The organism is Tessaracoccus sp. (assembly GCF_016714275.1).
In the GTDB taxonomy this organism is placed as follows: Bacteria; Actinomycetota; Actinomycetes; order Propionibacteriales; family Propionibacteriaceae; genus Arachnia.
This window is the reverse complement of record NZ_JADJNP010000002.1, coordinates 24,126-37,059: the sequence shown is the minus strand read 5'-3', so window position 1 is coordinate 37,059 and position 12,934 is coordinate 24,126. Positions and strand designations below refer to the sequence as shown.

Genomic DNA, 12,934 nt, shown 5'->3' with positions numbered 1-12,934 from the left:
GTTTGGCGCGGCTCAACGAACGGTGTGGCGCTCCGCGCCGGGGATCGGCGGGCGCGACCGAGACGCTCAGACAACCGGATGTCGAGTGCTACTCGGCCAGGCGACAGGAACCAGCGCTACTTGCCCGGTCGTGAACTCGCCTCCCACACAAGCGAGTTACCGGCGGATCCGTTCGGCTGCTCGAGTAGCGAGCAGCCTTCCGCGCGCGGTACGGCACTGCAAGGATGACCGTCATGGCTGCTGATCCGACAACGACACGCGACGTGGGGGAGGCGGAGATCCACATCCATGAGTACGGGGCGCCCAACCCGCCTGCGCTGATCCTCGTGCATGGGCTCACCGACGACGGGACGTGCTGGCCCGACGCGGTCGAGCGTTGGAAGGACCGTTGGCACATCCTCGCCGTCGACCAGCGCGGGCACGGCCGCTCACCCAAGTTCACCGAGGAGCAACTTCCGGACTCGTCGGGAGTGCTCGTCGACGACCTGCTCGGCATCCTGACGCGGCTCGCCGAGCCGGCGATCGTCGTCGGACACTCCCTCGGAGGGCTCATCGCCGCCCGGGCCGCGACGCGGGCCCCCGAGCTGGTGCGGGCCCTCGTCCTCGAGGACCCCGCGAAGCCACGCGAGCACTGGGATGGGCAGAATGCTGAGTTCGCGCGGCAGCAGCTGGCGTTCGTCGAGGCCGTCGCGAATGATCCTGACCGTGAGTTGGCGCGGATGCTGACCGAGACGCCGTGGACGGAGACAGAACTCGACGCGTGGGCCTCCTCGAAGGCGCTGGTCGATCGTGGCTACCTCGCCGGTGGACTCACGCTGGGCGACACTGCGTGGGAGTCCATGTTCGACGCCCTCACGGTGCCGACGCTGATCCTGGTCCCGGTCGACGGCGAGATGGCGCCGGATCCCGCGCTGATCGCCAACCCGCTCGTCGCAGTCGTCGAACTGCCCGGGGTGGGCCACTGCATCCGTCGAGATGACGGCGAGGCCTACCACGCGATTGTGGACCCGTTCCTAGCGAGGCATGCTCGCTGACGCAGACGGTGGCTCTCGCTCCTTGGGTGCGGGTCAAGGAACGGTGAATGGTCCCGCCTCAAGGAACGCGGTAGGTCGTCCGCTATGCCGGGCGCCGACGTCGACGTAGCCAGGCGATCAGGCGCCAGCCGCCGAGGAACAGCGCCAGCGTCAGCGCGGCGACGACGAGGAAGGCAGGCTGCGCCGTGCTGCCCGCGGAGACGCGCAACGCCATGCCGCCCGCCCAGGTCACGAGCCAGACGATCGCCGCGCCGCGCAGCCCGACCCCGTCGTCCTTCAGCACGCCGAGGACCAGCCACGCGATCAGGCAGGCGGCCAGGAACGGCCACGCCGTAACGAACACGCCCGCGACACCCTCGCCGTGGGACGCGCGCCCGACCGCGGCGAACACGGCGACGAGGAGCAGGTCGAGCAGCAGCGGGCCGAAGCGTGTCATGAGAGCGACCCTAGTCCGTAGACAACTCGTCGCACGTCGAAGGCGCCTTAGAGGTCGCGCGGGTAGTGGCCATTGGGGGTCCAGGTGATATGATCCAGGTAACATGGACAAGTGATATGTGCTAGTGTGTCAACATGAAGAAACGAACAATGAAGCTCGTCGTTGGCACTGTGCTAAGTGCCGCAGCCATCTCGGTTCTCCCACTGACTGCGCATGCCGGTTCGGAGTCCGGAACTACGCCGACGTGCGTCGCAGGAGCCAAGCCAACTGTGCGGGGAGAACAGACCAGCCTCAATGTCATGCGTGTCGAAATGCCGAGCGGAACCATCAGGTACAACGCAGCGACCACGTACGTCTACACCTACAAGCATCCCTCGCTGAAGCGGGCCTCCTGGTACGTGACGTCGCCGTCCTTGCTGGATTCGGGAACCTATGGCATGTGCCTACCCGGCTAGTGTGCCGCTTCTGCTGACGTGTGGGCTTTTCGCACTGACCGGATGCACCGCCGAGAGCCCGCCGGAGGTGTCCGCGTCACCGACGGGATTTGACATCAACGTGGCCTGGGTTCCGGAGCGCCCGATCACGCTTCCAGCGATGACCGATCAGCAGAAGATGGAGTTTCGAGACCAGTGGCTCGACGGCTTATGGCGGCAGGCAATCGAGCAGTATCCCGACCTTGGAGAGAGGCCAGAGGTGAGCTTGGAGAGCTTCGGAACTCCGCAGAGTTCAAGTCAGCAACTCGCGGACTGCTTCACGGAGGCCGGCTATCCTGCGATCGCCAGCGCGCAGGGGGGCGTGGAGTATCCCGGCGGAGTTCAGAGCTCGCCTCAGTATGAGCTCGTCAACTACACCTGTTATGCCAAGTTTCTTCCAGATCCGCTCATGCTGAGGGACTGGAATGCCGATCAGCTCGGGCTGCTGTACGACTACCGCGTCGAGTGGTTCATTCCGTGCTTGGAGTCCTTCGGGCTGTCTCCCGAGGCGGGGCCGGATCGGGAGACGTTCATCAACGACTTCTATGCTCTGGATTCCGCGGCCAGAAACTGGTGGCCCGAGGAGACCGCCGTCTTTGCCGGGAAGGGCGATGAGGTCTTACGGGCCTGCCCGCCGATCCCCGTGGACTACTTCTATGGCGGCTGAGGAATCGTCGCCCCGCCGCTGGCCGTTGGTCGGGGCAGCCGGGTTACTCCTTGCGGGAGTGGCGTTCTGGGCGGGGAGAATGACGCTGGTTCCGCCGATTCCCGTAACGGTGGCGACCGACGACCAGATCTCGGTCACGGTCACTGAGCGGACCATCGGGCAGACCCTCGACTACGGCGTGCAGACGTCACGGGAGTCCCGCCCCATCGCCACCAACACGCTTGCGGGCGTCGTCGTGGTCGCGCCCGACAATGCTGTAGCCGAACGCAAGGTCGGCGACGTCCTATACGCGGTCGGCGGTGTGCCGGTGCGGGTCGTGGAGGGCGGCGTTCCCTTCTCGCGGGATCTGGAGAAGGGATTGACCGGAAAGGACGTGGCCCAACTGGAACGTGCCCTCGTGGCTCTTGGCTACCTGACCGCCGCCGACGAGGACTTCGACGAGGCGACGGCCGATGCGGTGTCGGACTGGCAGCGAAAGCTCGGAATGCAGGTGACGGGAACAGTGAAACTGGGCGAGCTGGTGGCTGCACCAACGCTTCCGGCCCACATCGGCGTCGACGATAAGGCCGTATGGGCAGGTGCTGTCCTCACTGGCGGTGAAGTTCTTGTGACGGCGGCGACCGGCACCCCTCAGTTCGTCCTGCCGCTCTCGCCTGGACAGCTGAGCCTCGTGCCGGCCGACGCGACCATGACCGTCGAGGCGTTTGGGCGGACGTGGCCCGCACAGTGGGAGTCCAGCCGTCCCAACGATGAGACCGGTGCAGGAGAACTCGTCACGTTGTCCAGCCCCGAGGGCGGGGCGGTCTGCGGAGAAGAATGCGCGTTGATTCCTGCCGAGAAGGCCTGGGCGACGGTCCATATCGAGGTGATCCCGCGCACCACGGGGCCCACCGTGCCCCTGTCTGCGGTGTCAACCGATGCCGTCGGCAAAGCGTGGGTGATGGTGACCGACGGGGACGAGTCTGAGCGCCGCGCGGTCACCGTGGTGCGGTCGCATGCCGGCCTGGCCGTCGTCGAGGGAGTGGCGGTTGGCGAGGCGGTCTTGGCGCTGCCCGCACAGGAGCCGTCGACGCCTTCACCGGCGCCAGCTGCGAGCGAGACCCCATGACCGCGGCGCTGAGAGTGTCAGGACTGGGCTTCTCCTACTCGCGAAGCCCGGAACCCGTGCTCAGCGATGTGGAGGCCGCGGTCTACGCGGGGGAGGCGGTCGCGTTGACGGGGCCCAGCGGCCGCGGAAAGTCGACCCTGCTCTACCTCCTCGGCCTTCTTCTGACTCCCAGCGAAGGCGAGGTCGAAGTGCAGGGGCGTCCGACGTCGAAGCTCTCCGATGCGCAGCGCTCGGTAGTGCGCGCACGCAGGATGGGGTTCGTCTTCCAGGACTCCCAGCTTGACCCGACCCGGAGCGTGCTCGACTCCGTCATCGAACCAGCTCTCTACGCGGGGCTCAGGAGAGACGCGGCTATCGAGCGGGCCATCGGGCTGTTGGATGCGTTCGGTGTTGAGGCCCGCGCGAATCACCTTCCCGGCCAGATCAGCGGTGGACAGGCGCAACGAGTCGCGCTGTGTCGTGCCTTGGTGAACCAGCCTGCGATCATCCTGGCCGATGAACCGACGGGAAACCTCGACCACGCTAATGCGGAGGTGGTCCTGGATCGTTTGACCAGAGCGGCGAAGGAGGAGTCCGTGGCGTTGATCGTCGCCACGCACGATCCGTTCGTCGTTTCTCGTCTTGACCGGGTGATTGCGCTGTGAGAGGAGGTTCGCTGCTGCGCGAAGCCTGGACATCCGCGTGGGCGGCGCGGGTGCCCACCGTCTTGATCCTCCTGGTGACCGCCGCGATGACATTCGCGGCAGCGGCGACGTCGGGGCGGAGCGCCGCGCTACAGACGCAGCTCGAACGGCGCGCCCAGGAGGCAGGCGCCAGGGTCATCGCCATCAGCGACGTCGGCACCGACGGCTTCCTGACACCGGTCGCGGTGGAGACATTGAGCGAGATCTCCAGCATCCAGACCGTAGCGGCGTTCACCAAGGCGTCGACCGTTACCAACGCATCCCTCGGCTGGGGCGGTCCGACAGCGAGCGCTTGGGGGCTCGTCGGTGCGTCCGCTGCCGACGTCGTAGACCTGACGGCGGGGCGCTGGCCCCAGCCCGGTGAGGCGCTGGTCTCCACCAGGGTTGCGGACACCCTCCGCATGGAGTCCGCCGCCGGGGCGCTGGTGACGCGAGACCAGCTGTCCTCTTCGGTGGTCGGCGCGTTCACCGCCGCTGCTCCCTTCGAGTGGTTGAACGACGGGGTCCTCTACCTGCCGTCTACGCCAGAAGCGGGCCAGGAGGCGCGCGTGGTCGTCGAGGACATCGGCCTTCTCGCCCCGACCGAGCGCGCGGTCCGACGGATCCTCGCCCCCGACGATCCCGCGAACATGAGGCTGACCTCGCCTCAGGATCTTGCGGAGATCTCCCGAGAGATCGACGGCGACGTGCGGGCCGCGGGGTATGAGATCACCGTGCTGGTCCTGCTCGTCGGGGCGCTCTTCGTCGGGGCCGTCAGCCTGGCCGATGTCTTGATTCGTCGCCGCGACCTGGGGCGACGGCGCGCCCTGGGCATGACGCGGTCCGACCTCACGGCGCTCATCTGTCTCCGCGTCGGCATCTCGGCCGCCTCGGGCGCAGTCCTCGGGGTTATCGCCCTTCAGGCGCATGGCGCGCTGAGCGGCACCAGCATCCCGGTCGCCTCCGCTGCCGCCAGCGCCGCGCTCGTCGCGATCGCCGCGGTTGTCGCCACCGTGCCTGCCGCTCTCATCTCGGCCGGGCGAGATCCCGTGGTGGTGCTCCGCACCGCGTGACGCGCGCCGCCGAGTGGGTGCCTCCTGGGGATAGCTGACACAATGGCCCGGTGACGAACGTGCCCGCCCTTGGCTCCTCCTTCGCGGAGTACCTGAGCACCGTCGCGCCCGAGACCCTCCCGGGGGCGCGCGCTGCCGCCGACCTGCCCGCCGTCCACGGCACGACCATCGTGGCGGCACGCTATCGCGACGGCGTGGTCATGGCGGGGGACCGACGCGCGACGATGGGATCGGCGATCGCGATGCGCGACATCGAGAAGATCTTCGGCGCCGACGACCACTCGATCGTGGGCGTCGCGGGCGTGGCCGGGCTCGCCGTCGAGCTGGTGCGGCTGTTCCAGGTGGAGCTCGAGCACTTCGAGAAGGTCGAGGGCGCGGAGCTCAGCTTCGACGGCAAGGCCAACCGTCTCGGTGCGATCATCCGGGGCAACCTCGGCGCGGCGATGCAGGGCCTCGTCGTCCTGCCGCTGTTCATCGGATGGGATCGCCTCGCGGGGCGTGGGCGCATGTTCTCCTACGACGCCACCGGCGGCCGCTACGAGGAGCACGAGTTCTGCTCCGTGGGCTCCGGCTCGGCCTTCGCGCGCGGCGCGTTGAAGAAGCTCTACGACCCCGAGGCCGACGAGATGACCGCTGTCGCGGCGCTGTTGCAGTCGCTGTACGACGCGGCCGACGACGACTCGGCCACCTCCGGCCTCGACCTCACCCGCGGCATCTTCCCGCTGGTGATGCGCGCCTCCGGCGACGGCGTGGCCCGCTGGTCCGAGGACGGCGTGCGCGCGCTGGCCGAGCAGATCGTGACCGCCCGCGTCGGCCGCCCCGACGGGCCGAGGGGGAACGCGCTGTGAGCATGTCCATGTACGTCAGCCCCGAGCAGCTGATGCTCGACCGGGCGGAGTTCGCCCGCAAGGGCATCGCCCGCGGCCGCGCCGTCGCCGTGCTGCGCTACGCCGACGGCATCGTGCTGGTCGCCGACAACCACTCGACGACGCTGAACAAGGTCGCGGAGATCTATGACCGGATCGGGTTCGCCGCCGTCGGCCGCTACAACGAGTTCGAGGCGCTGCGCGTCGCGGGAATCCGGCACGCGGACCTGCGCGGCTACGCCTACGACCGCCGCGACGTGACCGCCCGGAGCCTCGCGGGCGCCTACTCGCAGCAGCTCGGCGGGACGTTCGCCTCCGGCGCGGAGAAGCCGTTCGAGGTCGAGCTGATCGTGGCCGAGCTGGGGGAGGAGCCCGGCGGCGACGTGCTCTACCGCGTCGGCTACGACGGCGTGATCAGCGACGAGAAGGACCTGGCCGTCGTCGGCGGTGACGCCGAGCGGATCGGGGGCCTGCTGCGCGCGTCGTTCGACGCGACCGCGCCCCTGCGGGAGGCCGTCGCCGCCGCAGGCGCCGCGCTCGGCTCGACGCAGTTGGAGGTGGCGGTCCTCGAGCGCGGCACGGGGCGCCGCCGGACCTTCCGCCGCCTGAGCCGCGAGGAGTTGACGCGTGGGTAAGGCCGTCCTGATCCTGGGAGCGGGCCTCGTCGGCTCCTCGCTCGGGCTCGCGCTCACGCGCGCCGGCTACGACGTGCGCCTGTGGGACATCGCGCCATCGCACGCCGTCGTGGCGGCGGGCCTCGGCGCGGGGGCCGTCGCCGACGAGGAGACCGACAACCCGGACATCGTCGTCGTCGCGACCCCGCCGGACGCCATCCCGTCGCTCGTGGCGGAGGTGCTGGAGAAGTTCCCGCGCGCCGTCGTCACCGACGTCGGCTCGGTCAAGGCGCCGATCCTCGCGGCGGTGCGCCGCCTGGCCCCCGAGCACCAGCGCTACGTCGGCTCGCACCCCATGGCGGGCTCGCAGTTCACGGGCCCGTTGACCGCCTCCGGGGACCTCTTCGTCGACCGCACCTGGGTCGTCACCCCCAACGAGGGCAACCCGCCGGGCGCCGTCGCCGTGATCGAGCGCCTCGCCCAGGACGTCGGCGCGCGCGTCATCACCATGCCCGCCCCGCTGCACGACGAGGCGGTCGCCCAGGTGAGCCACGTGCCGCACCTGATGAGCATCCTGACCGCCTCGCACCTGCGGGAGGTGCCGACGGCGAACCTCCGACTCGCGGGCCAGGGCATCCGGGACGTCACGCGCATCGCGGGCTCGGACCCCGCGCTCTGGCGCCAGATCCTCACGAGCAACGCCGCGGCGGTGCGCCACGAACTGCTCGAGGTCGCCGCCGACCTCTCGCATCTCATCCAGGTCCTCGACGACCCCGCCGCGCTCGAGCGCTTCCTCGCCATGGGTCAGACGGGCGCCCTGTCGCTCGTCGGCAAGCACGGGGCCGAGCCCATGGACATGGTCGAGGTGACCGTCGAGATCCCCGACGAGCCGCGCGCGCTCGGCCGCCTGTTCACCGACATCGGCGACGCCGGGCTCAACGTCGAGGACTTCGAGCTCACGCACGATCCCGTGCGCCAGGTCGGCTACCTGTCGATCTCCGTCGAGAGCGACGTCGGCGAGTTGCTGCGCGTGCGCCTGACAGACGCCGGGTGGCACGCCTGGTCCGACACCCGTGGAGGAAGAAGATGACGCTGAAAGCCTTGTTCGCCATCGATGGCCCGAGCGGGTCGGGCAAGTCGACGACCGCGAAGCTGCTGGCCAACCGCCTCGGCCTCGGCTACCTCGACACCGGCGCCATGTACCGCGCCGCCACCGCGGAGGTCCTGCGCGCCGAGGCCGACGGCGCCCTGAGCGAGGCCGAGGTGGTCGCCCTCGTCGGCGCCGCGGACCTGGCCTGCGACACGACGCCCGACGCGCCGCGGTTCCGGATCAACGGCCACGACGTGACCGAGGAGATCCGCGAGCCGCGCATCTCGGCCGCCGTCTCCCGGGTCGCCACCATCCTCGAGGTGCGCCGGATCCTGATCGATCGCATGCGCGGGATCATCGACGCGCACGGCCGCGCGATCGTCGTCGAGGGTAGAGACATCACGACGGTGGTGGCGCCCGACGCCGACGTGCGCGTCCTCCTCGTCGCCGATCCCGCGGCCCGGGTGGCCCGCCGCGCCGCCGAGGTCGCGGGGAAGGCGAGTGCCGAGGAGGTCACCGACCAGGTGCTGCGCCGCGACCGCGACGACTCGACGGTGTCCAACTTCACCGACGCCGCGGAGGGCGTCACCGTGATCGACTCGACCTTCCTGACTCCCGACCAGGTCGTCGATCGCATCATCTCCCTGGCCTGACGCTCCGTGAGCCGCGCACCCCGCGAAGCGGCGGCGCGCGTCGAAAGGCGCGGCTGGTGTACTCTTACCCGCGGAAGTCGCAACGAAGGGCATTGAGAATGAGCCAAGAACACGTCATGACCAGTGGTGGTCTGTCGACGTGCCCGCGCGCCTTCCGCTTTTCCGACCGGCCGTGGAGCGCGTCATCGCGAGCCACCATCACCCCTGGGGGACCCATACCTTTCTGAGCGCACGCGCTCAGCAACGCCCCGAGGGACATTCCCCGGGGCGTTTGTCGTCTCGGGGCCACAGAGCCACCGACACCGAGACACCGAAGGGAGGCGAACATGCGCCTCACCACCCGAATCCGCGAAACCCGGCAAACGATCCCGCAACCCACCAGCACCGTCTTCGTGATCGGCCTCGACTACGACGTCAAGGGCGAGACCCATTGGACGAACGCGGTCACGGGCATCCTGGACGGCATCTACACGCCGTTCAAGGTGCACGAGACGAAGCGCGTGCGTTCCGCCGGTGGGGGCGTCGACATGCCGTGGCCGGTGATCGTGCGGCTGAACTACTGGGTCGACATCCCGTTCCGCCGCGCGCCGGAGCTGACCAGCCGCGCGTCGCGGGTCGAGATCCTGCGCCGAGACGGCTGGACGTGCGCCTACTGCGCCGGCCACGCCCACACCGTCGACCACCTGCTCCCGCAGTCCCGCGGCGGCGGGTGGACCTGGGGCAACCTGGTCGCGGCCTGCGGGCCGTGCAATCAGGGGAAGGCCGACCGCACGCCCGACGAGGCGGGCATGCGCCTGCTGTGGGACCCGCGCGTCAGCGTCAGCGAGTACGCGGGTGTCCAGGCCGAGGTCTGGCGCATCCTGCAGGCCGACGTCGCGTGAGCGGCTCCGCTCCTTGAGCCGCCCAAGGAGCGGAGCGACGCAGCGCGCGTCGAAAGGCCGGGGCCATGAAGCGCAGCCGGTACCATGTGATGTCGTCCACCCAGCCGAGGAGTCCCGAATGACCGACACCGTCAAGCCGATCGTCGCCGTCGTCGGCCGCCCGAACGTCGGCAAGTCGACCCTTGTCAACCGCGTCCTCGGCCGCCGCGAGGCGGTCGTCCAGGACAAGCCGGGCGTCACCCGCGACCGGGTGAGCTACGACGCCAACTGGAACGGCCGCGAGTTCGTGCTCGTCGACACCGGCGGCTGGATGTCTGACGCTCAGGGCATGTCCGCGCAGATCGCCGAGCAGGCGGAGCTGGCCATCTCGGCCGCCGACGCGGTGCTGTTCGTCGTCGACGCCACCGTCGGCACGCTGGACGAGGACGAGGCCGTCGTCCGGGTGCTGAGGCGCTCGAAGAAGCCGGTCGTCCTCGCCGCGAACAAGGTTGACGACCAGCGTCACGAGGCCCTTGCGGCCAGCATGTGGAACCTTGGCCTGGGCCAGCCGTATCCCGTGTCCGCGATGCACGGCCGCGGCTCCGGAGACCTGCTCGATGCCCTGCTCGATGCCCTGCCCGAGGCACCGCGCGAGCGCGACGTCGAGGAGGCAGGGCCGCGTCGTGTCGCGATCGTCGGCAAGCCCAACGTGGGCAAGTCCTCGCTGCTCAACAAGCTGGCCGACCAGCAGCGCGTCGTCGTCTCCGACGTCTCCGGCACCACCGTCGACCCGGTCGATGAGATCGTCGAGGTCGGCGGGCAGGTCTACCGGCTGATCGACACCGCCGGCATCCGCCGCCGGGTCAAGGAGGCCAGCGGCCACGAGTACTACGCCAGCCTCCGCACGCAGGCGGCCATCGAGCGGGCCGAGGTGTGCATCATGGTCATCGACGCCTCCGAGCCGCTGACCGACCAGGACCTGCGCATCCTCAACAACATTGAGGAGGCGGGCCGTGCGCTCGTCATCGCGTTCAACAAGTGGGACCTGGCCGACGAGGAGCGCCGCCGCTACCTCGACCGTGAGATCGAGCGGGACCTCGTCGCGTGGCGGTGGGCGCCGACCGTCAACATCTCCGCGCTGACGGGCCGTAACGTCGACAAGATCGGCAAGGCCATCGAGACGTCCGCCGCGGGCTGGGAGACGCGCATCTCGACCGGGAAGCTCAACGCGTTCCTCGGTCGGCTTGCTGCGGCCCACCCACATCCGGTGCGTGGCGGCAAGCAGCCCCGCATCCTTTTCGGCACCCAGGCGCACAACTGCCCGCCGACGTTCGCGCTGTTCACCAGCGGCCAGATGGACGACACGTACAAGCGCTTCATCGAGCGCCGCCTGCGCGAAGACTTCGGCTTCGTCGGCTCACCGGTGCACGTGGAGATCCGCCCGCGGGCCAAGCGCTCGGAGAGGTAAGCACCCGTGCAAGACCTTCTCTTCCAATGGGGACCCGTCCTGATCCTCGCGCTCCTCTTCGTCATCGTGGTACGGAAGGACCCGCGGAGGTTCGGGCTCGGGGTGCTGCTGGTCGTCATCGTGTGGTCGGCGGCGGTCAACCTGACCGTAAACCTCACCTCGCTCGTCATCCCGGACGCGGACACCGCGGCATGGGTCGTTTCGATAGCGGCGCTCGTGATGCTGCTCGCGTCGGTGTTCGTGGTCGGTGCGCTCGGTGCCTTCCTTATCGTCAACACCTTCACGATGTGGCGCAAAGAAGGGCTCGGCCTCGCCCCTCAGGTCTCCGGCATGCTCGGCGCGGGAATGCTGCTCTACGTTGTCGTCGGCCTCATGACGGTGTTCTTCGAGATCATCAGTCTCGTCCCGCCGCTGTTGTTCATCGGCCTTCCCGCCGTCTACCTCGGCTTCCTCTTCGTCTCCTTCCTTGCGTACTCGCTGTTGTACAACTGGGCCACGCGTCGGTTCGGCCGCCCCGTCGATGCCGTGATCGTGCTCGGTTCCGGTCTCGGCGATGGCGAGCGCGTCACGCCGTTGCTGGCCGGGCGTCTGGAGCAGGGGCGGGCTGTCTTCGAGCGGTCGCGTGCGGCGGGCCGCGATCCTGTCCTGGTGGTCTCCGGCGGCAAGGGTGACGACGAGCAACTCGCCGAGGCGGAGGCGATGGGTGCCTGGCTCGTGGAGCGGGGCTTCGATAGAGACAAGTTGCTTCTCGAGAAACAGTCACGAGACACCGAAGAGAACCTCGCGTTCTCGACGGCGTTCCTGCGCGGTCGCGGGGACGTCGTCGTCGCGACCAGCGACTACCACGCGTTCCGCTCGGCCATCGTGATGCGCAAGGAGGGCATTCCCGGCTACACCGTGGGCTGTCGCACCGCCCGCTACTACTGGCCCAGCGCGACCGTCCGGGAGTTCGCGGCGATCCTGCTTGAGCACTCGAGGGCGAACCTGCTGATCCTGACGCTGCTCTGGCTTCCCGCTCTGATCTACCTGGTCTACCTGGTCACGATGGCGGTGAGAGGCCTCTGAGGGAAGGATACGGATATGCGGAACGCTGCCACGGGGATGCCGCACGCCCACGAGGCCGACGGTCATGCCGCGCCTCACGCGGACCCGGTCTCGTTCTGGGAGGCGCGCTACAGCGAACGGGACCAGATCTGGTCCGGCCGTGTGAACGCGGTGCTGGCTGATGCCGTCGCGTCCCTCCCACCGGGCCGGGCGTTGGATCTCGGCTGCGGCGAGGGCGGTGACGTCGTCTGGCTCGCCGAACAGGGCTGGGACGTCGTCGGCGTCGACATCTCGCCGACGGCGGTGAACCGCGGGCAGGCGGCGGCACGGTCGCGCAGGCTCACGGACCGCGTCCACTTTCTCGTCGTCGACCTGAGTGACACTGCCGCCCTGGGTGAAGACCTGGGGGGATTCGACCTCGTCGCAGCCAGTTTCCTGCAGTCACCAATGGAGCTGGACCGGGCGCGGATCCTCCGGGCCGGCGCGGCGCTCGTCGCCCCCGGCGGCCATCTCCTCGTGACCTCTCACGCGGCTCCACCGCCCTGGGCGAGCTCGGAGCACCTCGCGGCCTTCCGACCGATCACGCCGGAGAGCGAACTCACCGCGTTGGGCTTGGACCCGACGGCGTGGGAGACGGTCGTCGCGGAGATTCGCACCCGAGTCGCGGTGTCGCCCGACGGCGAACGCGCGGAGCTCCTCGACTGCGTGGTCCTGATCCGCCGCGCCGCCTAACCGCATGCGCGTCCGGCAAGCTGCGAAACGAGACATCGCCCCGGTGGGAAGTGGTGTTCCCTCCGGAGCGATGCGTCGGGCTGACAGGATTTGAACCTGCGACCCCCTGACCCCCAGTCAGGTGCGCTACCAAGCTGCGCTACAGCCCGCCAGG

The 12,934-nt window shown here is 69.1% G+C and carries 15 protein-coding genes and 1 tRNA gene; 14 read left to right on the top strand and 2 right to left on the bottom strand.

The genetic code is table 11. The features are described 5' to 3' along the window. The first annotated feature begins 233 nt into the window (after positions 1–233). On the top strand, positions 234–1,034 hold the full coding sequence (locus IPJ61_RS08755; protein ID WP_297105790.1) for an alpha/beta fold hydrolase: 801 nt from the start codon (positions 234–236) through the stop codon (positions 1,032–1,034). Positions 1,035–1,116: 82 nt separating this feature from the next. On the opposite strand, the gene IPJ61_RS08750 is transcribed toward IPJ61_RS08755, so the two are convergent. After that, a complete protein-coding gene (locus IPJ61_RS08750; protein WP_297105787.1) occupies positions 1,117–1,470 on the bottom strand; it encodes a DUF3054 domain-containing protein in 354 nt (117 codons plus the stop codon). A gap of 299 nt (positions 1,471–1,769) precedes the next feature. Here IPJ61_RS08750 and IPJ61_RS08745 point away from each other — a divergent pair, with 299 nt between their 5' ends. The 13 genes from IPJ61_RS08745 (at position 1,770) to IPJ61_RS08685 (ending at position 12,780) form a co-directional block, all read left to right on the top strand. Beyond that, positions 1,770–1,925 (top strand): hypothetical protein, encoded by a 156-nt coding sequence (locus IPJ61_RS08745; RefSeq protein ID WP_297105784.1) that lies wholly within the window; start codon positions 1,770–1,772, stop codon positions 1,923–1,925. A gap of 139 nt (positions 1,926–2,064) precedes the next feature. Then, positions 2,065–2,610 (top strand): hypothetical protein, encoded by a 546-nt coding sequence (locus IPJ61_RS08740; RefSeq protein ID WP_297105781.1) that lies wholly within the window; start codon positions 2,065–2,067, stop codon positions 2,608–2,610. Between the two features lie 79 nt (positions 2,611–2,689). Then, entirely contained in the window at positions 2,690–3,718 is a 1,029-nt protein-coding gene (locus tag IPJ61_RS08735; RefSeq protein ID WP_297105778.1) for a peptidoglycan-binding domain-containing protein, read from the top strand. After that, a complete protein-coding gene (locus tag IPJ61_RS08730; protein ID WP_297105775.1) occupies positions 3,715–4,362 on the top strand; it encodes an ABC transporter ATP-binding protein in 648 nt (215 codons plus the stop codon). Before IPJ61_RS08735 ends, IPJ61_RS08730 begins: the two co-directional genes overlap by 4 nt. Positions 4,363–4,412: 50 nt before the next feature. Then, positions 4,413–5,453: an FtsX-like permease family protein gene (locus tag IPJ61_RS08725; RefSeq protein WP_297105772.1), complete on the top strand. Its 1,041-nt coding sequence runs from the start codon at positions 4,413–4,415 to the stop codon at positions 5,451–5,453. Between the two features lie 50 nt (positions 5,454–5,503). Further along, positions 5,504–6,301 (top strand): proteasome subunit beta, encoded by a 798-nt coding sequence (prcB, locus tag IPJ61_RS08720; RefSeq protein ID WP_297105770.1) that lies wholly within the window; start codon positions 5,504–5,506, stop codon positions 6,299–6,301. A gap of 2 nt (positions 6,302–6,303) precedes the next feature. Continuing rightward, a complete protein-coding gene (gene prcA, locus IPJ61_RS08715) occupies positions 6,304–6,954 on the top strand; it encodes a proteasome subunit alpha (protein ID WP_366505435.1) in 651 nt (216 codons plus the stop codon). Further along, entirely contained in the window at positions 6,947–8,023 is a 1,077-nt protein-coding gene (locus IPJ61_RS08710) for a prephenate dehydrogenase (protein ID WP_297105764.1), read from the top strand. Before prcA ends, IPJ61_RS08710 begins: the two co-directional genes overlap by 8 nt. Next, positions 8,020–8,676, top strand: coding sequence for a (d)CMP kinase (gene cmk / locus IPJ61_RS08705; protein ID WP_297105761.1), 657 nt, complete (start codon positions 8,020–8,022; stop codon positions 8,674–8,676). The genes IPJ61_RS08710 and cmk overlap by 4 nt, the downstream gene beginning before the upstream one ends. A gap of 326 nt (positions 8,677–9,002) precedes the next feature. Continuing rightward, complete coding sequence (locus IPJ61_RS08700; protein WP_297105760.1) at positions 9,003–9,557, top strand: HNH endonuclease; 555 nt, start codon at positions 9,003–9,005, stop codon at positions 9,555–9,557. After that, complete coding sequence (gene der / locus IPJ61_RS08695; RefSeq protein WP_459251273.1) at positions 9,511–11,004, top strand: ribosome biogenesis GTPase Der; 1,494 nt, start codon at positions 9,511–9,513, stop codon at positions 11,002–11,004. The genes IPJ61_RS08700 and der overlap by 47 nt, the downstream gene beginning before the upstream one ends. A 6-nt stretch (positions 11,005–11,010) precedes the next feature. Next, a complete protein-coding gene (locus tag IPJ61_RS08690) occupies positions 11,011–12,069 on the top strand; it encodes a YdcF family protein (RefSeq protein WP_297105756.1) in 1,059 nt (352 codons plus the stop codon). Positions 12,070–12,084: 15 nt separating this feature from the next. Further along, positions 12,085–12,780, top strand: a complete 696-nt coding sequence (locus IPJ61_RS08685) for a class I SAM-dependent methyltransferase (protein ID WP_297105754.1) — start codon at positions 12,085–12,087, stop codon at positions 12,778–12,780. 75 nt (positions 12,781–12,855) lie between these two features. On the opposite strand, the gene IPJ61_RS08680 is transcribed toward IPJ61_RS08685, so the two are convergent. Continuing rightward, a tRNA-Pro gene (locus tag IPJ61_RS08680) sits at positions 12,856–12,929 on the bottom strand. Between the last annotated feature and the right edge of the window lie 5 nt (positions 12,930–12,934).

What these genes read in the sequence shown, in the direction of transcription:
- IPJ61_RS08755 (WP_297105790.1), top strand. Translation starts at nt 234, where the DNA reads ATGGCTGCTGATCCGACAACGACACGCGACGTGGGGGAGGCGGAGATC.
- IPJ61_RS08750 (WP_297105787.1), bottom strand. Translation starts at nt 1,470, where the DNA reads ATGACACGCTTCGGCCCGCTGCTGCTCGACCTGCTCCTCGTCGCCGTG.
- IPJ61_RS08745 (WP_297105784.1), top strand. Translation starts at nt 1,770, where the DNA reads ATGCGTGTCGAAATGCCGAGCGGAACCATCAGGTACAACGCAGCGACC.
- IPJ61_RS08740 (WP_297105781.1), top strand. Translation starts at nt 2,065, where the DNA reads ATGACCGATCAGCAGAAGATGGAGTTTCGAGACCAGTGGCTCGACGGC.
- IPJ61_RS08735 (WP_297105778.1), top strand. Translation starts at nt 2,690, where the DNA reads ATGACGCTGGTTCCGCCGATTCCCGTAACGGTGGCGACCGACGACCAG.
- IPJ61_RS08730 (WP_297105775.1), top strand. Translation starts at nt 3,715, where the DNA reads ATGACCGCGGCGCTGAGAGTGTCAGGACTGGGCTTCTCCTACTCGCGA.
- prcA (WP_366505435.1), top strand. Translation starts at nt 6,304, where the DNA reads ATGTCCATGTACGTCAGCCCCGAGCAGCTGATGCTCGACCGGGCGGAG.
- cmk (WP_297105761.1), top strand. Translation starts at nt 8,020, where the DNA reads ATGACGCTGAAAGCCTTGTTCGCCATCGATGGCCCGAGCGGGTCGGGC.
- IPJ61_RS08700 (WP_297105760.1), top strand. Translation starts at nt 9,003, where the DNA reads ATGCGCCTCACCACCCGAATCCGCGAAACCCGGCAAACGATCCCGCAA.
- IPJ61_RS08685 (WP_297105754.1), top strand. Translation starts at nt 12,085, where the DNA reads ATGCGGAACGCTGCCACGGGGATGCCGCACGCCCACGAGGCCGACGGT.